The sequence below is a fragment of the Streptomyces sp. NPDC005141 genome (assembly GCF_053599975.1).
This window is the reverse complement of sequence record NZ_JBSFYW010000017.1, coordinates 130,610-151,195: the sequence shown is the minus strand read 5'-3', so window position 1 is coordinate 151,195 and position 20,586 is coordinate 130,610. Positions and strand designations below refer to the sequence as shown.

General features: G+C 69.4%; 17 protein-coding genes and 1 pseudogene. 11 read left to right on the top strand and 7 right to left on the bottom strand.

Features of this window, described 5'->3' with window-relative positions; translation table 11 throughout:
- Positions 1–67 precede the first annotated feature (67 nt).
- Together ACWD68_RS16440 and ACWD68_RS16435 are read left to right on the top strand one after the other, a co-directional pair.
- Positions 68–670 (top strand): PadR family transcriptional regulator, encoded by a 603-nt coding sequence (locus ACWD68_RS16440; RefSeq protein ID WP_451807106.1) that lies wholly within the window; start codon positions 68–70, stop codon positions 668–670.
- 67 nt (positions 671–737) lie between these two features.
- Positions 738–2,456 carry an acyl-CoA dehydrogenase family protein gene (locus tag ACWD68_RS16435; RefSeq protein ID WP_451807105.1) on the top strand — a complete coding sequence of 573 codons (1,719 nt, stop codon included), beginning with the start codon at positions 738–740 and terminating at the stop codon, positions 2,454–2,456.
- 187 nt (positions 2,457–2,643) lie between these two features.
- On the opposite strand, the gene ACWD68_RS16430 is transcribed toward ACWD68_RS16435, so the two are convergent.
- Positions 2,644–3,498: a helix-turn-helix domain-containing protein gene (locus tag ACWD68_RS16430; protein ID WP_451807104.1), complete on the bottom strand. Its 855-nt coding sequence runs from the start codon at positions 3,496–3,498 to the stop codon at positions 2,644–2,646.
- Positions 3,499–3,752: 254 nt separating this feature from the next.
- Between ACWD68_RS16430 and ACWD68_RS16425 the strand changes: the two genes are divergently transcribed.
- Entirely contained in the window at positions 3,753–4,187 is a 435-nt protein-coding gene (locus tag ACWD68_RS16425; protein WP_451807103.1) for a peptidoglycan-binding domain-containing protein, read from the top strand.
- A 214-nt stretch (positions 4,188–4,401) separates the two neighbouring features.
- On the opposite strand, the gene ACWD68_RS16420 is transcribed toward ACWD68_RS16425, so the two are convergent.
- On the bottom strand, positions 4,402–4,878 hold the full coding sequence (locus tag ACWD68_RS16420) for a GNAT family N-acetyltransferase (protein ID WP_451807109.1): 477 nt from the start codon (positions 4,876–4,878) through the stop codon (positions 4,402–4,404).
- A 792-nt stretch (positions 4,879–5,670) separates the two neighbouring features.
- Between ACWD68_RS16420 and ACWD68_RS16415 the strand changes: the two genes are divergently transcribed.
- Both ACWD68_RS16415 and ACWD68_RS16410 read left to right on the top strand, forming a co-directional pair.
- Positions 5,671–6,624, top strand: coding sequence for a trypsin-like serine peptidase (locus ACWD68_RS16415; RefSeq protein ID WP_451807102.1), 954 nt, complete (start codon positions 5,671–5,673; stop codon positions 6,622–6,624).
- A complete protein-coding gene (locus ACWD68_RS16410; protein WP_451807101.1) occupies positions 6,621–7,496 on the top strand; it encodes a hypothetical protein in 876 nt (291 codons plus the stop codon). Before ACWD68_RS16415 ends, ACWD68_RS16410 begins: the two co-directional genes overlap by 4 nt.
- A gap of 188 nt (positions 7,497–7,684) precedes the next feature.
- On the opposite strand, the gene ACWD68_RS16405 is transcribed toward ACWD68_RS16410, so the two are convergent.
- Complete coding sequence (locus tag ACWD68_RS16405) at positions 7,685–8,410, bottom strand: hypothetical protein (protein ID WP_451807100.1); 726 nt, start codon at positions 8,408–8,410, stop codon at positions 7,685–7,687.
- 290 nt (positions 8,411–8,700) lie between these two features.
- Here ACWD68_RS16405 and ACWD68_RS16400 point away from each other — a divergent pair, with 290 nt between their 5' ends.
- Positions 8,701–9,039 carry a hypothetical protein gene (locus ACWD68_RS16400; protein ID WP_451807099.1) on the top strand — a complete coding sequence of 113 codons (339 nt, stop codon included), beginning with the start codon at positions 8,701–8,703 and terminating at the stop codon, positions 9,037–9,039.
- Positions 9,040–9,264: 225 nt separating this feature from the next.
- Here ACWD68_RS16400 and ACWD68_RS16395 read toward each other — a convergent pair whose 3' ends face one another.
- From ACWD68_RS16395 to ACWD68_RS16385, 3 genes are all read right to left on the bottom strand, one after another.
- The gene (locus ACWD68_RS16395; RefSeq protein ID WP_451807108.1) at positions 9,265–10,377 is read right to left on the bottom strand and encodes an ABC transporter substrate-binding protein; all 1,113 of its coding nucleotides are present in this window, start codon (positions 10,375–10,377) and stop codon (positions 9,265–9,267) included.
- Positions 10,378–10,553: 176 nt separating this feature from the next.
- Entirely contained in the window at positions 10,554–10,757 is a 204-nt protein-coding gene (locus ACWD68_RS16390; RefSeq protein WP_451807098.1) for a hypothetical protein, read from the bottom strand.
- Between the two features lie 110 nt (positions 10,758–10,867).
- Positions 10,868–11,803 (bottom strand): LysR family transcriptional regulator, encoded by a 936-nt coding sequence (locus ACWD68_RS16385; RefSeq protein ID WP_451807097.1) that lies wholly within the window; start codon positions 11,801–11,803, stop codon positions 10,868–10,870.
- Positions 11,804–11,936: 133 nt separating this feature from the next.
- Here ACWD68_RS16385 and ACWD68_RS16380 point away from each other — a divergent pair, with 133 nt between their 5' ends.
- The 5 genes and pseudogenes from ACWD68_RS16380 to ACWD68_RS16360 all read left to right on the top strand — a co-directional run bounded on the left by ACWD68_RS16380 (position 11,937) and on the right by ACWD68_RS16360 (position 19,721).
- Positions 11,937–13,205, top strand: a complete 1,269-nt coding sequence (locus ACWD68_RS16380) for an MFS transporter (protein ID WP_451807096.1) — start codon at positions 11,937–11,939, stop codon at positions 13,203–13,205.
- 380 nt (positions 13,206–13,585) lie between these two features.
- Positions 13,586–14,133 (top strand): annotated as a pseudogene (locus tag ACWD68_RS16375) (DUF1062 domain-containing protein).
- Between the two features lie 292 nt (positions 14,134–14,425).
- The gene (locus tag ACWD68_RS16370) at positions 14,426–15,259 is read left to right on the top strand and encodes a hypothetical protein (protein WP_451807095.1); all 834 of its coding nucleotides are present in this window, start codon (positions 14,426–14,428) and stop codon (positions 15,257–15,259) included.
- Positions 15,259–17,502 (top strand): bifunctional serine/threonine-protein kinase/ABC transporter substrate-binding protein, encoded by a 2,244-nt coding sequence (locus ACWD68_RS16365; RefSeq protein WP_451807094.1) that lies wholly within the window; start codon positions 15,259–15,261, stop codon positions 17,500–17,502. Before ACWD68_RS16370 ends, ACWD68_RS16365 begins: the two co-directional genes overlap by 1 nt.
- Positions 17,502–19,721, top strand: coding sequence for a bifunctional serine/threonine-protein kinase/ABC transporter substrate-binding protein (locus ACWD68_RS16360; protein WP_451807093.1), 2,220 nt, complete (start codon positions 17,502–17,504; stop codon positions 19,719–19,721). Before ACWD68_RS16365 ends, ACWD68_RS16360 begins: the two co-directional genes overlap by 1 nt.
- Positions 19,722–20,065: 344 nt before the next feature.
- Here ACWD68_RS16360 and ACWD68_RS16355 read toward each other — a convergent pair whose 3' ends face one another.
- Positions 20,066–20,533: an HIT family protein gene (locus tag ACWD68_RS16355; protein ID WP_451807092.1), complete on the bottom strand. Its 468-nt coding sequence runs from the start codon at positions 20,531–20,533 to the stop codon at positions 20,066–20,068.
- Positions 20,534–20,586: the final 53 nt, after the last annotated feature.

The following is a 20,586-nucleotide window of genomic DNA, read 5'->3' as shown; positions in this document are numbered from 1 at the left end:
GTGAGCCGTGTCTCACCCGGGCAACGGCGCTTGCCTATGCAACTCGTTGCATAGAAGGCTGTGAGGTATGGCGCTCGAACACGCGATCCTCGTCTCCCTGCTGGAAAAGCCGGGCTCCGGCTATGAGCTAGCCCGGCGGTTCGAGCGGTCCATCGGCTATTTCTGGACCGCCACGCATCAGCAGATCTACCGCGTTCTCAACCGCATGGAGCGCGAGGGTGCTCTCTCCGTACGCGAAGTGCCGCAGCGGGGACGGCCGGACAAGAAGGAGTACTCCGTCGCCGACCCCGGCCGCGCGACCCTCTCCCGATGGCTGCACGAGCCGATCGAACCGGAGAGCCTTCGTCACGATCTCGCGGTGAAGATCCGCGGCAGCGCCTTCGACGACCCGGCAGCACTCATCGACGAGGTCGAGAGGCACCACCAGGTCCACAGTGACCGGCTCGCGCACTATCTCACCGGGGAACTGCGCGACTTCACCGGGCCTGACGCCCCCGTACCGCTCGACGCCGGTCAGCGATTGCAGCACGTCGTGCTGCGCGGTGGCATCGCGTACGAGCGGATGACGATCGCCTGGCTCGACGACGTCCTCGCCACCCTCCATGCCCTGGGCATGACGGCCGGTGTCACGGCCGGCCCACAGGGCAGCCCGGCGGGGACGTCAGCCTGAGTCGCACCCTCTTCGTCCATCGCGTACGGCAATTTTCCACCCCCCATCCCTCGGAAGGCGAACCTCCATGGCCACTCCCTTGCTGTTCAACCCGCACACCTACGACCCGGCGCACTTCGACCCCGAGACGCGCAGGCTGCTGCGCGCCACCGTCGACTGGTTCGAGGACCGCGGCAAGCGCCGCCTGATCGAGGACTACCGCTCCCGCGCCTGGCTCGGGGACTTCCTTGCCTTCGCCGCCAAGGAGCGCCTGTTCGCCACCTTCCTCACCCCGGCCTCTGCCGCGGGACACGAAGACCAGCGCTGGGACACCGCCCGGATCGCCGCCCTGAACGAGATCCTCGGGTTCTACGGTCTCGACTACTGGTACGCCTGGCAGGTGACCATCCTTGGTCTCGGCCCGGTCTGGCAGAGCGACAACGCCGCGGCTCGGGGCCGTGCCGCGGAGCTCCTCTCCGAGGGAGAGGTCTTCGCCTTCGGCCTGTCCGAGAAGGCCCACGGCGCCGACATCTACTCCACCGACATGCTGCTGGAGCCCGACAGCAGCGGCGGCTTCCGGGCCAGCGGCTCCAAGTACTACATCGGTAACGGAAACGCAGCCGGCCTCGTCTCCGTGTTCGGCCGTCGCACCGACATCGACGGCCCGGACGGATACGTCTTCTTCGCGGCCGACAGCCGCCACCCGGCGTACCACCTGGTGAAGAACGTCGTCGACTCCTCCAAGTACGTCAGCGAGTTCCGCCTGGAGGACTACCCGGTCGCCCCCGAGGACGTCCTGCACACCGGCCGCGCCGCCTTCGACGCGGCCCTCAACACCGTCAATGTCGGCAAGTTCAACCTCTGCACCGCCTCGATCGGCATCTGCGAGCACGCGATGTACGAGGCCGTCACCCATGCGCACAACCGCATCCTGTACGGCCGCCCCGTCACCGCCTTCCCGCATGTACGGCGGGAGCTGTCCGAGGCGTACGTCCGCCTCGTCGGTATGAAGCTGTTCAGCGACCGCGCCGTCGACTACTTCCGTTCGGCCGGTCCGGAGGACCGCCGCTACCTGCTCTTCAACCCGATGACGAAGATGAAGGTGACCACGGAGGGCGAGAAGGTCATCGACCTGATGTGGGACGTCATCGCCGCCAAGGGCTTCGAGAAGGACAACTACTTCTCCCAGGCCGCCGTGGAGATCCGGGGCCTGCCCAAGCTCGAGGGCACGGTCCACGTCAACCTCGCGCTGATCCTCAAGTTCATGCGCAACCACCTGCTGGAACCGATCGGCCACCCCGCCGTGCCGACCCGCCTCGACGCGGCCGACGACGCCTTCCTCTTCCGGCAGGGACCGGCTCGCGGCCTGGGCTCTGTACGCTTCCACGACTGGCGCGCCGCCTACGACGCGTACGCCGAGGTGCCTAACGTCGCCCGCTTCCGGGAGCAGGCCGACGCCCTCTGCGAGTTCGTCACCACCAACGCCCCGGACGAGGAGCAGAGCCGCGACCTCGACTTCCTTCTCTCCGTGGGGCAGTTGTTCGCGCTGGTGGTGCACGGACAGCTGATCCTGGAGCAGGCGCGTCTGACGGACCTGGACGAGTCCGTGCTTGACGAACTGTTCTCCGTGCTCGTCCGTGACTTCTCCGGACATTCCGTCGAACTGCACGGCAAGGACTCCGCCACCGCGGAACAGCAGCGCTGGGCACTCGGCGCGGTCCGGCGTCCTGTCGTGGACGAAGCACGCTCGGAACAGATCTGGCGTCGTGTCGAGGCACTGTCCGGGGCGTACGAGATGGCGCTGTAACAGCGCAGCCACGAGGTCGTGCGCAACAGTCGCGTGTGTGCGGCGTCGGCTGTTGCGCACGACCTCTCCTGGGGCCGCGCTGCAACGGCCGTGCGCTGCGGGCTCTGTACGGCGACCGGGAGACCGGGGCCCCTGCTCGGCCTCCCTTCCGGTCACCCCGCCTGCGGGCACGCATGAGCGCCGATGCTCAGTTGGGGTGCCTGAGCATCGCGCTCGTGACTTGCCCCGGGACGAAGTCCTGTGCGTCGCGCAGGGATGCGCCGTCGCGGTAGGCGCTGAAGGCGCTGGGGGTGCGGCCCGTCATCGCTTTGAAGACCCGGTCGAAGTGCGGCTGATCGTGGTACCCGGCCTGGGCCGCCGCATCCGCCCACGTCGCACCGGCCTCTTTGCCGCGCAGGGCCGCCTGTAGCCTCATCACCTGCGCCGTCCCTTTCGGGGTCAGCCCGATCTGGCAGCGGAAGCGGCGCTCGAGGTGACGGCGGCTCCAGCCCGTACGGGCCGCGAGTTCCTCGACCCGGATCCGCCCTCCCGTGGTCTGGATCCGATGCCAGGCCCAGGCCACCTCGGGGCTGACGGCGGGACCCGTGCCGAATGCCTGGCGCAGGACGTGGTCCAGCAGGGCGAAACGGCGACCCCAGTCGGAAAGGTGGGCCAGTCGGGCGGGCAGGTCGGCCCAGGGAGTGGGGCGCAGGTCCTCGGGGGGCAAGGGCATCCGGGCCCACTCGGACATGGGCACCCCGAACAACCGGTAGGCGGCGAGCGGGGTGAGCAGGATGGTCACTCCGTGGATGAGGCCGGTGTGCTCGCCGATCGCGGACGTCGTGCGGGTCCCGTTGGCGAGGCAGACTCCGCTGGCGTGACGGGTCGGGTCGCCGGAGTCCCGTACGCGCACCGGGTCACCGAAGCCCAGCATCACCTTCACCACGGCGTCAGGGATCAGCAGCCTGCGCCGCGTCCCGATCACGTCGAAGCGAAAGCCGCGGTACCCCAGAACCCGATCGCGCAGGTCCAAGGCAGCTGGCCGTACGAGCAGTTCGTGCACGTGGCGAGCCCCCCATCGGTCAACGCAGGCACGGCAACCCTAGAAGTGCCGGGCGTCCCATGGCCCGAGCGTCCCGAAGTTGGCCGGTACCGGGGGACGTTGGCCGATATGCGGCATCCCGGGCTACAGGTCGCATTCGTACAAGCACTCGACGCCCGCTCCCGACAAGGCTGTGGCAGCGCGGTCGGCCGATGACGGCGACCGAGGGAACCGACAGAAAAGAGGAGCCAATGCGTGCTGTATCCAGGGCACTTGTGAGTGCCACCGCTGTCGCCGGGATCGCCGTGGGGAGCCTGATGGGCGCGAGCGCCGCCTTCGCGGCGCCCCAGTCCGCCGCGGGAGCCGCGGTGAGCACCCGGACCGTCACCATCCAGGCCGTCAACAATCTCGGCCTCACCACCTCCGAAGCCAAGAGTGTGCAGTGCTACGTTCGCGACGCCGGATTCAGCCCGGGCACGATCGATGGGCAGCTCGGCTCCAGCAGTTGGAAGGCCTGGCAGCGTTTCCTCAACGATCGCGGATTCAACGCCGGAACCGTCGACGGCGACGCCGGCCCCAACACCATCCGTGGCCTCCAGCGCTTCCTCACCTACCTCGGCTACGACACCGGCGGCATCGACGGCGACGCAGGAACCAAGACCAGGGCCGCCTGGAAGGCGTTCTCCCACCTCGGCGGAGGCTGGTGCTGACGACTCGTCGCGGCGTACGACGGCGAACTGCTCAGGGATGCCTACGCAGTTCTGCATCCCGTAGGAGTTCTTGAAAGCCCCGCCTCCTGCTGCCGGTCAAGGGTGCTCAGCCGTAGCCCGGTCCCGTAACGCTCTGACGGGGCCGGGCGACCTGCTTCGCCGGCGGCGTACGCGTCCTGCCGCTTCCTCGGCGGCGAAGTGGGTGGGCCTGGGGTCAGCTGAACAAGGTGAGGAGGACTTCGTCCACTTCCTCGCCGCGTGCGTTCGCGAAATCCCGTGCGCTTCCGGAGACCTCGAACCCGCACTTCTTCAGGACCTGGATCGAAGCGAGGTTGTCCGTGGCCGCGCGGGCGTGCAACGGACGCTCCGTCGCGACGCCGAGGAGCTCCCGCAGCGCGGCGGTGGCCGCTCCTCGCCCCCAGTACTGCCGCCCGATCCAGTACGTGACCTCGCGCTCCTCGGGCGGCCCGAACACGGCGGCATTCCCGACGACCTTGTCGCTGTCGCCAACGACGGTGCGCGCGATGATCGTTGAGTCTTGGCGGATCCGTGCCCAGTGGGCGTTGAACTGCGCTCTGTCTGATGGGTCCTTGGCGGTGAACGCCGCCATCCGGAGCCCTTCGGGATCGTTCGACTGATCGAAGAAAATGGGCAGGTCGGTGTCTCTCACGTCTCGCAGACTTACCTCCACCAAAGCCCTCCCGGCTGGTGATCGTGAGCGGTCGGCAGTGTCACTCAGGGTGCAGAGGCCTGCACGTTCCGCCGCACCGCAACTCCTGCTCCACGGTCGTAGGTTCGCCACAACTCCTCCCTACACTAGGCCAGCCGCGCCCGTCATCAGGTTCGTTCCGGAGGGACGCCATTTGCGGGCGGGTTGGGGATCGACAGGAGAGTCACGCAACGCTTGTCCGCGGTACCTGTGAGGGCCGGCCCGTCCTCGTCGACGCGCCGACGCGCCGACGGCGATAGGCGACGACCAGGGAGCCCGCGCCGGTCACCACGCCGAGGAGGGCTTGACCAGGTCGTGCAGCGTTTGGGGCAGCCTCTACCTCGCCTGGCGCCCTTATGGACTCGTGTCCCTGACCTATTACGCAGCTCGCTCGGGCAGGTCACGGTACGGCTTCCAATTCTCAACTTGACTGTAGGGATCGACAGTTAGGATCTCATCGCCGTCTCCGCCACCAACGCCCGAGTGGTTGAAATTCGATCCACTGTGCCGAATGGCAGAAGTCCTGGTATTGACTACCCTGGAGACATAGGGGTTGCGCTATGAGCATCGGTCCGCAGGACTGTCGACTGCTGCAAAAACCCCGCACAAAGCAGGATCCGTTGTTGTACGGGCAGCGCTACTGACCCGTTGCGACAGAAGTCGCGGCCCCAGAGACCCAGTGACAGACGATTCGTCCGGTGCTGCGTCGACGAGCTTTCCAGCGTCGATGCGGGCTCCGCTCCGATCGGTGCCCGCATTCGAGGAGTGAGCACCATGAGGGAAACCGCCGGCTTGGTTCGCGACGACGCGGATACCCGCTGGGAGGCGAGTGCCGACCAGATCGAACGCACTCGAAAGGCCGTCCGTTCCGGGCATCCCGAGCTCGCCAACAGTGACGATGAAATCAAGCAGCGAAAGAAGAGACTGGCGAGACATCACGATCTTGAGGGCATCGTCGATGTAGATGACTCGGTGTGGACCAGTTTCTTCAGCCGGGGCCTCATTGTGTCCCAGGCGGTCGGCAGGGTTGTCGTGCCGCAACGGCATCTGCCGTCCAAACCCATTGGCACAGGAGTACTTATTGCTCCTGAATTGCTGCTGACGAACAATCACGTATTGCCACTTGAGGCCCTTCCGGCCGAGGCGGCGGTGGACTTCGCTTTCGAATACGACGAAAACGGCAAGGAACGCGAATACCACACCTACCGTTTCGCACCTGAGGTGTTCTGGTTCACCGACGAGGAGCTGGACTTCACTGTGGTCGCGATATCGGAACTGAACAGCAAGCTTCCAGGGGACACATACGGCTGGGTGCCGCTCATCGAAGAGATCGGAAAAGCCATCAGGGGCGATGCCCTGAACGTCATCCACCACCCCCGTGGCGGTCGCAAGCGCATGAGTATCCGCGAGAACCGCATGGTCGCCGAGGACGAATTGTGGCTGCGCTACACCACTGACACCCAAGGGGGTTCATCCGGGGCGCCTGTGTTCAACGACCAGTGGGAACTGGTGGGACTGCATCACGAGGGGATCCCCAAGCTCGTCGACGGGCGAGAAGTAACCCTGTCAGGTGAGCCTTGGACTGAAGACATGGGCCGCGAGGTCAAGGCATATCAGGGCAACGAAGGTGCCCGGGCGAGCAGGATCGTCCGACGCCTCAGAGAGGCGGAAGTGGCTGGTCCCATGCGCGAATTGATCAGTCAAGCACTGACGGGAGAACAGGCATGAGCGTGACGCTGGTATTCATTCACGGACGCCGGCAGGAAGTTCACACCCCAGAAGAACTGGAGCGAGAGTGGCGGGCCGGGCTCGCCGCGGGGCTGGTCCGGGCCGGTATGCCTTCGGCCGACACCATACCGGTGGTACTCCCGTACTACGCAAAGCTGCTGGCCAGAATCACCGACGAACTCGCCCAGAGCCGCGCGGAGCACGACCTGGAGGCCCTGCCTGACAACCCTGACGAGCTCGGCCCGTTCCACCCCTTCCTGGGAGCGGACATCGGCGGTACCGAACGCGAACTGCTCCGCGACATGACCGTGGCCAGCAACGGTCGAGGTGACCGCGAGGCCTTGAGCGACATCCTGTCCTGGGATGCCGCCAGACGATGGCTGGTGTGGCTTTCCGATCACACAGACGTCGACCAGGGCTACATCAGTGGGTTCCTGCGCGATGTCGCGGTGTATTTGAAGAGGGCCAGGACCGCCGTCCTGGAACTCGTCGGCAAGGAGATCGAGAACATCCCCGACGGCCAGGTCATCCTGGTCACGCACAGCCTGGGCACCGTGGTGGCCCGCGACCTCCTCCACGACGAAGGCCTGCGCCGGCGAACCCGGCTCTGGGTGACCGCAGGCTCGCCCCTCGGCCTCGAGGCCGTACGGAGCAACCTCATGCCCGGTGGAACGGTTAACCCCGGAGTCCCATGGCTGAGTGCTTACGACGTGAATGACATCGTCGCCCTCGGCCATCCACTCAGACGCGCTTGGGGGCCTCCCCTCGACGACGTCGAGGTCGACAACGGCGACACCCCGCACTCCATCGCACGCTACCTCGGGCATGCCGAAGTAGCCCGGCGCATCGGTGAAAATCTCCCATCACCCTGATCCGTAGGCTCAATTCCGTGGTCGGTTCGACGAAGACGACCGAACCGGTGGTTCGGCGGTCGATGACCGGAGGTGCCGTGAAGGCGCCGAACACGCCTCGACCGTTGTAGATCACCACGCCGCTGTCCAGGGCGTCGCTGTTGCCCTCGAGGTAGCGGGTGTGCACCCAGATCAAGCCGCCCGACCTATCAGAAAGATTCCGCCTGCCATCGCGCCTCCAGGGACGAACCGCCTCCGAGGTTGGTATCAAGGAAACCGGACAGCTCGCGCAGAGCGTCCAACGCACGCTGCAGTTCGCTTCGGCGCTCACCGTTGGCGACAGCGAGCAGGAACCGGATCAACGGGTCGGCCCAGACCCGACGATCGGGCTGAGCCAGTAGTTCGCAGAACTCCCGATAGCTGCACAGGCGTCCTTCGGCCTCAAGGGCGGCATCCGTGCCGATGCTGGACTGCGTCGCATACAGCACGCCGCCGGCTGCGAATGCGACGTGCGCCTTCAGTAACAGCGCGGCCAGCCGGGTGTCGTCCTTCTCCGCCAGGCGCAGGAAGGGGATGTCGTGGCGGGTGCGGGTCATCTGCGCGAACAAACAGGCGGTCATCCATACCGCCGAGCACAGCGGCACCCCGGTGCCGGCAAACCACTGGGTGTCCTTGCTGTCCATCTCACGCGGTTCGCCCAGCACCTGTGCGTGCGGGTAGGTGCCGCTACGGTCGACGAAGGTGGCGTACAGCGACAGCCGGTGGTGCACCTCCGCGGTATGCCACCGCAGCGGGTTGAGATAGGTCGCGTTCAGCGTCTCCCGTTGCGACAGCACACTGTCGCGTCGCTGCTGCCGGCTGGTCACCCACACCAAAGCAGCGGAAATGACCCCCGAGATCAACACCGACATCACCGTCACCGACCACGTGTTCACGCCCCACCCCCTCAACGCCCGACACGAACGACATTGGCCCCCGGCACGCGAGAGTGATTCAGCGCTCTGGCGCCCGCGTTCGTATCCTGGCATCGATGGCGACGCTGCTCTCCGTTGGCGTATCAGCGGCGGGGTCGATGAGGGTTCCCCACTGGCACCATGCCCGTGACGCCGACGGCGACGGCCACCGTCCGAATTCTGCCTGACCTCCATGCGCCGGTGGGAGCGTCCGCGGTGCAATCACTCCGACCTGCCAAGGACTCCGCGCTCCCAAGATCTAGGCTCTGGGCATGACCGACGAAGAAGTGATGGCGCGCGTCGTCGCGATCCTCACCAAGACACGTGAGTATGTGGGGGAAGACGCCCCCGAGCCGGACAGCGAAAGCGACGTCCTCCTCAACGAGTTGGTGAAGGACATCTTCCCGAGAAGCGTGGACATCGACGACGATGCCACCCCGCAAGAGGTCGCGAACGCCATCGCCAAGGCAATGAGCGGCCCGATCTTCGCAGCCTTCGGGGCGTTCGCCGCCGCCTTCCACCAACTCGCTGCGGAACACGATCGCGATGATCCCGAAGTCTCCTCCGCCCAGGTGCTTCGAGACCTCGCCCTACGCGCCAGCGGCGAGTGATGCGTGATCTGCGGCCCCGTCCGCGGGAAGCACCCGGACCGACGGCCCCCGGATCGGGGCTTCGAGGCCTCGGTGCGCACCCTCGACATCATCGCCGCGTGACACCGGGGCAAACCGCCCGCGATCCTCGCCGGAATGCAGCGCGGGACGCTGCGCCGCTTCATCTCGTACGACGTTCGGGCGAGGACTCCCGAAAGGCGACCGCCCGCTCGGACCTCCGTGCCGTCAGCCGGCGTGAAGGATCCGGAAGCGATCGGGTTCCGCCGGATCTCGATCAACGACTTGGATCGACGTCCAAGCCCATTGCCAAACGCTGATACCCGGCGTGCGCGAGAACTGGATCAGCCCGCGGGTGCCTTCGACGGCAACGCGCGGCCAGGCTTCGGCAATGCGCCCCCGGTCCGCGCCGTGCGAGCGCAGCACATCGGCAAGGACAGTGATCGTGTCGTAGCCCTCGAAGGCGACGAACGAGGGCGCTTCGGCCAGCCGCTCCCCGAGGGCCGTCTCGACTCTTGCGCCGAGCGGGCTGAGGCGCTCGGGGAGGTAGCGCAAGAACGGGATCGCGGCGCCGTCATCACCCAGCAGCGTCGACCACCCGGCGAACTCCGGTTGCCCGGCGGGAGCACCAATCAGGATCTCGGCGAGGCGCTGGTCGCGACGGACGGCCTTGACGATCGGCACGGCCGGCTCCGGGTGGCCGACCAGAAGGAGGAGGGCTGTCGCGCCATTGTCGACGAGTTCGTCGCACAGGGCAGCGGGGGCGAGTCCGCGCACGTCGAGTTCGATGACGGTGCCCCCGCGTGGAGTGAGGTAGTCCCGCAGGATGCGGGTCCCCGATGCCCAGTAGACACTCGGCTGGGTTGCTACGGCGATTCGGCTGTGACCCGCGCGGAGGAGGAAGTCTGCGTAGATCCGCCAGCCGTGGGACTGTGCCGGGGCGAGCCGCGCGACCCATTCCGTTGGCTGTTCGGTGAGCCCGTCGAGAACTGCTGACGAGCAGAGGAAGGGCAGGCCGAGGGCGTCAGCCCTGGCGGCAGCGGCACGAGCGACGACACTGTGATACTCCCCCGCCAATGCGGCCACGCCCAGGCGAGCCAATTCATCTACGGCTGCCACGGCCCTCTGGGGATCAGCCGCGGTGTCTCGGACCACCAACTCGATTGGTCTTCCGCCGATCCCGCCGGCGTCATTGACTTCGCGAACGGCCAACTCGAGTCCCGCGAGCAGGTGTTGACCCGCCTCGACCCAGCCAGGCCGAGTCAGCGGAACGAGAACGCCGATCTGGACGGAAGAGCCGTCAACCCGCTCCGCTCCCGGTGGCGACGGTGTCGCGTTCATGCGTTGGCATCTCCCATGCGTCGATTCGATTGCGGCCTGCCCAGATCGCGGCCTGCCCAGATCGCAGCCTGCCCAGATCGCAGAGTGGCAGGCGGCGCCCGTGGGCGTCGGGTCGGTGTCGACGAAGTCGAGGTGCTCGGCGATCCGTTTCAGCCGGAGCTTGAGTTTCGGGTAGCTCACCCCGAAGGTCCGCTCCATCTCCTGATCGAACCGTGCGAGCGCACGAAAGCGGCGACGAACACCTGGTCGTCGATGCCGAGCTGAGCCGACTGCGGCGGCTCGAACTGCCCCTCGACCGCGACACCGCCGCCGACGAGTCGGGCCCGCTCGACCACGAACGGCCGCCCCTGCGTCAGGCCCGTCAGTTCCTGCCAGTCCACCCTCGGCCCCGCTTTCGCCCACGATCCAGCTCGAGTCTGCCGAAGAACCACGCCTGCCTTCGAGTCACCGTCCGTCGAACCGGCCCCGGTGATCCAATACGCGGCGGTGTTCAGCGCGGAACAACCCAGCTCGGCGCCCAAGTGCCGGCGGCGTCGTGGCCGACCGCTGTGGCGGCGAGGTGGGCGCGGAGGGTGGCCAGCGCCGGGTGGGGGTTGTCGCGGTGCCAGAGGAGCGAGTGCGGGTAGACGGGCGTCGGGTCGGTCACCGGGATGCGGCGCAGGCCGTGGCCGGCGGGCCAGACGAGGCGGGTCTGCCCACCCATGAAGGTGGCCAGGGCCGGGGTGTCTGCGACGGTGTCGAGGAGGGCGTCGGAGCCGAAGTTGGGGCCGGTCGCCTCGATGGTGAGGCCGAACTCGGCGACGAGGTCGTCGTAGTAGGCGGCCCACTCCGTACCGGGGACGATGCCGGGCATCCAGATCCGGTGCCCGGCGAGCTGAGCGAGAGGCACCGACCGGGCGCCCGCCAGGGCATGGGCGGGGCCGGTGAGGAGCTGGAGCGGCTCGTCGAGCACCCGGACGGACTCGATGTCCTCGGGAAGGGGCCGGCCGGGCGCGGCGACGGCGCGAAAGGACGCGTCGATCTCACCGGACCGGATGGCGGCCACCGCCCTCTCGATGTCGAACAGCCACACCACGTCGAGCTCGATCTCGGGGTGCGCGCGATGGAATCCGCGCATCAGGCCCGACGCCGCGCCGCGCGAGGCGATCACGTCGACGCGCAGCGGACGGCGACCGGTGCGCACGGACGTGACCGCGCGCTCGGCGATGCGCAGCAGCTCGCGCGCGTGGGGCAGGAACGCCTGCCCGTCGATGGTGAGCTCGGCGCCACGCGCGGTGCGGGTGAACAGCCGCACGCCGAGGTTGCGCTCCAGCGCGGCGATGCGTTTGGAGACGGCCTGCTGGGTGACCGCCAGCTCGGCGGCGGCCTCCTGGAACTGCCCCGCGTCGGCGGCGACGACGAAGGTCCGGACGGTGTCGAGGTCCATGGCGACAGCCTAGGGGCACAACCATTGGTTGTGGCCGGGCGGTCCTGCGGTTGTTTGACCCCTGGGTGCGGTGCTCGCTTTGATGCTTCCGATCGCGGATCGGTTGTGCGAGTGAAGGCGAGGGGCGTCGGGCATGAGGAGCGGGCACCGGCTGGGACATCTGCCCGGGCATCGGCTGGGGCGGCAGTTCGGGTGGCTCTGGGGAGCGTACGGGACCAGCGCGCTCGGCACCTGGCTCGCCTTCGGCGCGTTCCCTCTGATCGCCATCCAGGTACTGGACGCCGGACCGGCCGAGGTCGCCGCGCTCTCCTCCGTGGGCGCCGCGGTGGGCGCGGCCGCGGCGGTGCCGCTCGGCCCATGGGTGGAGTTCCGCCGCAAGCGACCGGTCCTGATCGCGATGGACCTGGTGCGGTTCGCCGCGCTGCTGACGATCCCCGCCGCGTTCGCGCTCGGGGTGCTCACCTTCCTTCAGCTCCTGCTGGTCTCGGGCGTCGTCGCGGCGGCCGACATCACCTTCCGCGCCGCCTCGGGCGCGTACCTGAAGACGCTGCTGGCGGCCGAGGACCTGCTCGTCGCCAATGCCCGGTTCGAGTCCACGGCCTGGACGACCACGATCATCGGACCGCCGCTGGGCGGCTCCGCGATCGGGCTACTCGGTCCGGTGGCGACGGTGGTGGCCGACGCGGTCAGCTACCTGCTCTCGGCCCTGGGCATCCGCGCGATGGGCGGGCACGAGCCGCTGCCGGAGCGCCGGAAGGCCACGCGCATGCGGGCCGGGGACCTCTTCGACGGTTGGCGGTACATCCTCGGCGACTCGACGCTGCGTCCGCTGTTCTTCAGCACCGCCTTGTTCAACGGCCTGGTGATGGCCACGCAGCCACTGCTCGCCGTCCTCATGCTCGGCCGGCTCGGGTTCGCACCCTGGCACTACGGCCTCGCCTTCGCAGCGCCCTCGATCGGCGGGCTGCTCGGTTCCCGGATGGCCCGGCCGCTCGTCACCCGTTTCGGGCAGCACCAAGTCCTGGTCGCGGCCGGTGCACTGCGCGCACTCTGGCCCATCGGCCTGGCCTTTCTCGGGCCGGGCACCGGCGGGCTGCTGCTGGTGGTGGGCGTCGAGCTCGGGCTCATCTTCTGTTGCGGAGTCTTCAACCCCGTCTACGCCACTTACCGCCTTCAGCGCACCGCGACCGACCGGGTCGCCCGCACCCTTTCCGCCTGGGCGGTGACGACCAAGGCCTCGACCGCGCTCCTGACGGCCGTGTGGGGCGTGCTCGGCAGCCTGCTCGGCCCGCGTACGGCCATCGGCCTGGCCGGCGCGCTCCTGCTGGCGACCCCGCTGCTGCTCCCCCGCCGCGCGGCAGCGCATCTCCCCGAGCCGGACCCGGCACCGAACCGCGCCTGACAGGCGACCGCGACCGCGACCACGGCCCTCACCGCGACCGGACCGCGCCGCCTTCAAGAGCGATGAGCAGGTGGCGCGGCGAGTCCGGGGAACGAAGGTGCCGACCAGTCGGTGACGCCGCGCCCTTGCGGCCAGAGAACGGCGGCGGTCCTGACCTCGGAAGTCGTTCGGTCGCGTGATCCGGATGCCGGTGAGGCGCCCGAAAACCGGTGGAACAGAGCCGCTGTGCTCAACTACCTTGCTGCCGACCCAAGTTGCCCAGTGAAGGGCCCGCCGTTGTACACCCTGTGAGACCTCCCGAGCGCTGAATCGTCGCGCGTCGCGCAGGTGCGCCGCGCTCCTTCTTGCTGCGGACTTCTCACTGAGACCGGTGTACTTCTGTGCTCACAACCTGGGTGGTCATGCCCACCTGCCTGCCCCTCGTTCGCCGCCGTTGCCACGCGTGCGCGTCCGAACGCTTCCGGGCAAGCGGTAAATTCCGCGTCAACGCAAACCACAAGCTCATCGACGCCTGGCTCCTCGCGCTCTGTACCGCTTGCGGGGAGACCACGAAGCTCACGGTCCTGGAGCGGATGAATGTGCGCTCCGTACGACCTGAGCTGCTGGACCGGCTCCACGACAACGACCTTGGCCTGGCATTTGAGCTGCTCCAGATCCGGTCGTGCGGCGCCGTAATCGCATCGCCCTCGACTGGGACAACGCCTGGCGGCTCGACACCGGCGGATCGGATCACCTGGACCGCGAGATGATCGACATCTCGGTCCGCTTCGCGGCGCGGATCCCCGTCCGGCCGCTGCGCCTGATCGCCGAAGGCTGCGGTCTGTCGCGGGCCGAGGCCGAGAGACTGATCACGGAGGGGCAACTCGTTTCGGCAGTCCGGCTGAGCGGCAAACTCTCCGGCGATTCCACCTTCACGCTCAAGCGCTGAGCCCTCCTCGGGGCCAGGGGCCTGTCCGGCAAGATCCGCCGGACAGGCCTGAGACGCCAGGCGTCCAGGCCCGGGACATCGATACGGCGAGCTCGGCCAGGTGGTGCAGCTGCTGTCTGCGCAGCGGTCGGCAGGGCGGTCGGCGGAGCGGCCCTCCGGGGGTACCGGTGAGGACGGGGCCGACGCACACCGACTCGGCCCGTCACCCGTTCGTGCAACCGCCCGCCCGTTCCTCGTTTCCGTCGATACGATCATCGCACGCGAGCGGGGGCTCGTGAGCGAGGGGGGCGGGATGGACGACGACAACACCGTTGTGCACAGGCGCACTTGGCCGTGGCGGGTCGCCGCGTCGATCGCCACGGCGGCCGTGGTGCTCAGCGGCTGCGGTTTCGGGGGCGACGGCAAGGCTGCAGGGCCGAGCCCTTCGGCACCTTCGAGATCCGCCGCCGCGTCCGCGTCCTCCCCGGGTGGTGACGCGTCGTCACTGACGCCGTTTCAGGCGGACCCCGCCAAGGTGCCCAGGACGAAGAGCCGGGCCGGGGCGCTGGCAGCGGCCGTCGCGCTGAAACCGCAGGAGTGGGGCGCGGATTTCCGGGCGCAGCGGCCGGCCGTGAGCACCCCGGGCACCGTCGCCCTGCTGGACGAGCAGTGCCGTTGGGAGCGGCGGGCGCTGCCCCAGGGTGTGCTGGCTTCACTGTCCCGCTACAGCGAGGTTCCCGCAGCCGACGGCAAGGGCGAGCTCAAGGTGAGCGCGGCGATCACCGTGCACACCACCGTGCGCGAGGCCGACGAGCGGCTGGCCTCCACCTTGGAGGAGCCGTTGCGCTGCCGGCAGCAGCAGGTCCGTTCCGACGAGCGGATCTCCAAACTCATCTCGGCCGCCACTCCCTACGGCCAGGGCAACAACACCTACGCCGACGACCAGGTCGTGGAAATAGGTTCGTATCTCACCGGGAACAGCGAGCAGACCTACCGTTGGTACGTCACCCGGCTCGGCACGGTGACCCTGGCGGTGTCGGTGAAGGGTGCCAAGGGCTACTCGGACAACGAGTTGGACAAGTACGCGTCGCACGCCAACGTCATGATGCTCAACCGCGTGGAGTTCGAGCTCGGAGGAGACAGCTGATGGATCCGCTGCGTTCGTCGGATCCCGCGCGTATCGCGGACCATCGCCTGCTCGGGCGGCTCGGCGCCGGAGGCATGGGCGTGGTGTACCTGGCGCGCACGCCGGGCGGCGCGCTGGTGGCGCTGAAGGTGCTGCTCGCCGAGTACGCCGAGGAGCCGGGCTTCAAGGAGCGGTTCCGCCGCGAGGTCGAGGTCGCCCGGCGGGTCGACAGCCCCTGGGCGGTGCCGTTGGTGGACGCCGACCCGGACGCCGAGGCGCCATGGCTGACGACGGCGTTCGTGCCCGGACCGTCGCTGGGCGAGGCCGTGACCGCGTACGGGCCGCTGCCCGAGCGCGGTCTGCGGCTGCTCGGCGCCCGGCTGGCCGAGGCGCTGGGCGAGGTGCACCGGGCCGGGCTGGTCCACCGGGACCTGAAGCCGGGCAATGTGCTGATCGCCCATGACGGGCCGCGACTCATCGACTTCGGCATCGCCCGCGCGCCGGAGGACCGGACGCTCACGGCGACCGGGATGGTGGTCGGCACACCCGGTTATCTGTCTCCCGAGCAGGCCGAGGGGCGGGGCGGGGACGGCATCGGCCCGGCGAGCGACGTGTTCTCCCTCGGCTGTGTCCTGGCGTTCGCGGCGACCGGCCGGGCGCCGTTCGGCAGCGGAGCGGTCGACGCCCTGCTGTACCGGGCCGCCCACGACCCGGCGGACCTCGAGGGGGTGCCGGCGGGGCTGCTGGAGGTGCTGGGCCGCTGCCTGGAGAAGGATCCTGCCCGGCGGCCGGATGCCGGTGAGCTGGTGCGGGAGCTGACGGCCGACGGCGCCGCCCTGGACGAAGGCGCGTCCGAGGCCGCACCGCGGGACGAGGGGGCGTCCGGGTGGCTGCCCGAGCCGGTCACCCGGCTGATCGCCGAGCGTTCGTCCGCCGCGCTCGCGCTGCCGGACATCGAGCGCACGCTGGCGCCGTCCGACGCGCCGGCCGCTCCCCACCCGGCGGAGCCCGACACGCGTGAGACGTCCGGGCCGGCGAAGCCGCAGGACTCCCGCCCGGCCGGCCGGCGTCGCTTCCTGCTGCTCGCCGGCGGGGCCGTGGCGCTGGCGGCGGGCGGGGCCTGGTGGGCGGTCGCCCGCGACGGCGGCTCGGGAGATGGAAGCCCTGCCGTCGCCGCGTCCTCGCGCCGAACGGTGCACACCGTCGCGCTGCACGGCGACCTCAGCGGCCCGCAGCGGGAGACGGGCCGGGCCCAGGAGCGCGGACTCCGGCTCGCGGTCGAGGAGTTCAACGCGCGCGGCGACGCCCCGTTCACCGTGAAGGTCAAAGCCGTCGACGACGGGGGTGATCCGGCGGCCTCGGCCCGGCTCGCCGCGGAACTCACCGACGATCCGGCGGTCCTCGCCGTGGTCGGCCCGACCACCGACGACACCGGGCAGGCGGCGCTCGCAACGTACGACGCCGGGCTGCTGCCGGTCGTCGGCGTGTCCCCCGGCACCACCGCCCTGTCCATCCAGGGGTTCCGCTCGTTCCTGCACGCACGGTTGCCCGACGCGGTGCTGCCCATCTACGTGAGCAACTACCTACGCGGCGCCGCGCGATCGCGCAAGGTCGGCATCGTCGTCGACCGCCCGGCCGGCAACTACGGGACGAATCTGGCGAGTTCCCTCAGCAACGCGCTCGACAGCATCCAGTACCCGTCCGTGCCGGAAGTGGTCAGCGCGATGCGCCGCGACTTCGGCAGCGCGGTGGACGCGGTGCTCTCCGCCGGCGCCGACTCCGTGTTCTTCGCCGGTCTGCCCGATCGGGGAGCGCTGATCGCCGCGACGCTGCGAAAACGCGCCTTCCAGGGTGCGCGGGTGTCCGGCCCGGCGCTGCTGGACGAACGGTTCCTGACGCAGGCTCAGAAAGCGGCCGAGGGCTGGGTGATGGTGGCCCCGGTCATCGACGCGACCCGCAAACCCGAGGCGCGGAAGTTCGCCGCCGCCTACCGCGAGCGCTTCAGGGAGCCGCCGCCCCGGTACGCGGCGGAGGCCTACGACGTGACCGGGATGCTGCTCAAGGCCCTGGCCGGGCTGCCGTCGAAGAGCCGCACCCGGCAGAACCTGCTCACGGCCGTGCGGGACGGGAAGTACGAGGGCATCACCAAGACATTCGCCTTCAAGGAGAACGGCATGATGGTCATCGACGGCACCGGCGGCTTCCTCTGGCGGGTGGATCAGGGTGACTTCGTGTACGACGGCCCCGCGCCGCTCACCGTCTGATGGAGCCCCTGCGAGCCGGCGACCCGTCCCGGATCGGCCGCTACCGTCTGCTGCGGCGGCTGGGGGCCGGCGGCATGGGCGTGGTCTTCCTGGCCCGTGCGCCGGGCGGGGCGATCGCCGCGGTGAAGACGGTCCGTTCCTCGTACGCCGACGAGAGCGGATTCCGGGCCCGTTTCCGCCGTGAGGTCGACGCCGCCCGGCAGGTCAGCAGCCGCTGGGTGGTCCCGCTGCTGGACGCGGACGCCGACGCGGAGACACCGTGGCTGGCGACCTCGTACGTGCCGGGGCCCACGCTCGCCGAGGCGGTGCACGCCTTCGGGCCGCTGTCGCTCGCTTCCGTGCGGGTGCTGGGCATGCGGCTGGCCGAGGCGCTCGAGGCGGTGCACGAGGCCGGTCTCGTGCACCGCGACGTGAAGCCGGGGAACGTCCTGCTGGCCCCGGACGGACCCCGGCTCATCGACTTCGGCATCGCCCGCGCGCCGGAGGCCACCGCGCTCACCTCCAGCGGCGTGATCGTCGGCTCGCCCGGCTTCCTGTCGCCCGAGCAGGCGCGGGCGCGGGGCGGCGAGACCGGCCCGCCCAGCGACGTGTTCTCACTCGGGTGCGTACTGGCTTTCGCCGCGACCGGGGTGCGGCCGTTCGGCGGCGGCGCGGCGGCGGGGGTGCTGCTGCGCACGATCTACGAGGAGCCCGATCCGGCGGCGCTCCCGGACGGTCTGACACCCCTGCTGAGAGCCTGCCTGCACAAGGATCCGGCCGGCCGCCCGAGCCTCGCGCGGCTCCGTGCGACGCTCGCGGAGAATACGGCGGCCGACTCCACGGAACGGTCCGACTGGCTGCCCGCGCCGGTCACCCGGCTGATCAACGACAGGGCCGCCGCCGTGCTCACCATCGGCGCGATCGAGCCGACCCAGGTGTCCGCGTCCACACCGTCGAACACGGCGAGCACGGCGTCGCCGGAGGCCGCGACGCTGACGGCCGTCACCGCCACCCGCCGCGCAGTCGGCCGCCGCGGCTTCCTGCGCCTCGGCTCTACCGCGGGACTCCTCGCGGCGGGCGGTGGCGGGGCCTGGTGGTGGAGCACCCGGGCGAAGCCAGGAACGTCCACGCCGTCCGGGACCGGTCCTTCGCGCCCCGAACTGGTCGTGGCGTTCCACGGCGATCTGACCGGCGCCCACAAGGAGAGCGGGAAGGCGCAGCTCAAGGGCGCCCGGCTGGCCGTCGAACAGCTCAACGCGCAGAGCGCCCGCCCTTTTGGGCTGAAGCTGCGGACGTACGACGACGGCGGCGACATCGGGCGGGCCGGCGAGCTGGCCGCCCGGCTGACGAAGGACGCCGAGGTGCTCGCCGTCCTGGGCCCCACCACCGACGCCTGCTTCCGCGCCACCGAGAGGACGTACACCGAGGCGGTGATGCCCGTCGTGTCCGTCTCGGTGGGTACCGACACACTGAGTTCGACGTTCGGCACGAGCGTCTTCCACTGCCATGCGGCGCTGCACGTCACGTCCGGGCTTCTCGCCGCCCCCTGCGTCCGCTACCTGAGCAACCACGTCGACGCCCGTCGTGTGCTCCTCGTGGACGACCGGGCGCAGGGCGACTTCGCCTGGACCGTGTGCGACCAGATCGAGCAGGCGCTGCGGCAGAACGGCCGGGACGCCACGGTGACCCATGCGGCCGCCGGGAGGATCGACTACGCGTCGCTCGCCGCCGAGGCGAGGTCCGCCCGCGCGGACGCGGTCGTCTTCACCGGCGACGCGGCCCGGGCCGCCGGTCTCGCGTCGGCGCTGACCGCCGCCCGGTTCACCGGCGCCCGGATGGCGACGGAGCGCGCCCTCGACCCACGGTTCCTCGCGTCGGCCGGCGCCGCCGCGACGGGCTGGGTCTTCGCCACCTCCTTCACCGACCCGACGGCCCGCGCCTCCGCCCGCGCGTTCACGTCGGCCTACCGCGCCCGCTTCGGCGCCGACCCCGGCTGGTACGCGGCTGAGGCCCACGACGCCGTGATGTTCCTCGCCCAGGCCTGCGACAAGGGCGGCACCACACTCACGGAACGGGGCGCGATCGCCCGCCGGATGCCCGAGATCACGTATTCCGGCATCACCCGCACGGTCAAGTACAAGTCGGGGTACGGCTACAACCACGACGCGATGTTCGAGTTCCAGGTCGTCGACGGCGCGTTCCGGTACCTCGGGCACTACCTGGGAGCCGCGGTGTCGTGAAGGGGGACGGCCGCTGTGTGTTGCGGCCGTGTGCAGACCCGTCGTCCGTCGTCAGGGCGGGTGGCAGCGCACCGCAATCCGCGTGGCACGGCCGCGAAGTCGACGCGTGATCGGGCCGGCCGGAGGACGACGGAGCAGAGGAACACCGGCACGTCCTCAGCCGACGGCCGGTCGGATCCTGCTTCGGCACGGGTGCCGTGCTCGACGATGGAGATCGTCACCCCGCACGATCCCCAGGCCCGTTGCAGCCAGAAGGTCATGGCGGCCGACTCCCAGCGGCGTTGCCAAAGGCTGACCACCACCACCACCTAAAGATCACCAATAGCGTCACTTCCGCGGTTGGGCTACCGAGCGTTCGCGTGCCCATGAAGGTGGGCGCGGAGTGAGTGGGCCGTCCGGTCTGCCTGGGCAGCCGTTACTCGCTCCCGCTCTGGTCGCCGAAGCAGCTCGAAGATGCCCGGCCCACGATGCTCCGGCCGCAGATCTGCCATGCGCGGCACGATGTGGAAGTGCACATGCGCGAAGCCCTCGGCTTCGGCGAACTGGACGACGTACGTCTTGTCGCAACCGGTCATGCTCCGGAGTGCCTGGGATAGCTTGACCTGCCACATCCCCAGGCCAGATGCCTCAGCGTTGGTGAGGTCATGGACTGCGGCAACGTGGCGTCGAGGCAGCAGCACCAACCAGCCGCGCACTGCGGTGTTCAAGGCGTGGGCCACCCGCCAGTGTCGGTCATGTACCACGCACTCGCGTGGGGGGAGGTCGTCGAACTCTGCTTCCTGGCTGCATGCGTAGCAGTCGAGAGTCGTCATGAACTGAGATCGTAGAGCCGCATCCCTTTCGGGTAGGTCCCCGTAGGCCCACT

Coding starts and splice junctions, on each gene's coding strand:
- ACWD68_RS16400 (WP_451807099.1), top strand. CDS start 8,701: ATGACCGACGAAGAAGTGATGGCGCGCGTCGTCGCGATCCTCACCAAG.
- ACWD68_RS16360 (WP_451807093.1), top strand. CDS start 17,502: ATGGAGCCCCTGCGAGCCGGCGACCCGTCCCGGATCGGCCGCTACCGT.
- ACWD68_RS16435 (WP_451807105.1), top strand. CDS start 738: ATGGCCACTCCCTTGCTGTTCAACCCGCACACCTACGACCCGGCGCAC.
- ACWD68_RS16395 (WP_451807108.1), bottom strand. CDS start 10,377: ATGAACGCGACACCGTCGCCACCGGGAGCGGAGCGGGTTGACGGCTCT.
- ACWD68_RS16440 (WP_451807106.1), top strand. CDS start 68: ATGGCGCTCGAACACGCGATCCTCGTCTCCCTGCTGGAAAAGCCGGGC.
- ACWD68_RS16410 (WP_451807101.1), top strand. CDS start 6,621: ATGAGCGTGACGCTGGTATTCATTCACGGACGCCGGCAGGAAGTTCAC.
- ACWD68_RS16380 (WP_451807096.1), top strand. CDS start 11,937: ATGAGGAGCGGGCACCGGCTGGGACATCTGCCCGGGCATCGGCTGGGG.
- ACWD68_RS16370 (WP_451807095.1), top strand. CDS start 14,426: ATGGACGACGACAACACCGTTGTGCACAGGCGCACTTGGCCGTGGCGG.
- ACWD68_RS16415 (WP_451807102.1), top strand. CDS start 5,671: ATGAGGGAAACCGCCGGCTTGGTTCGCGACGACGCGGATACCCGCTGG.
- ACWD68_RS16355 (WP_451807092.1), bottom strand. CDS start 20,533: ATGACGACTCTCGACTGCTACGCATGCAGCCAGGAAGCAGAGTTCGAC.
- ACWD68_RS16365 (WP_451807094.1), top strand. CDS start 15,259: ATGGATCCGCTGCGTTCGTCGGATCCCGCGCGTATCGCGGACCATCGC.
- ACWD68_RS16385 (WP_451807097.1), bottom strand. CDS start 11,803: ATGGACCTCGACACCGTCCGGACCTTCGTCGTCGCCGCCGACGCGGGG.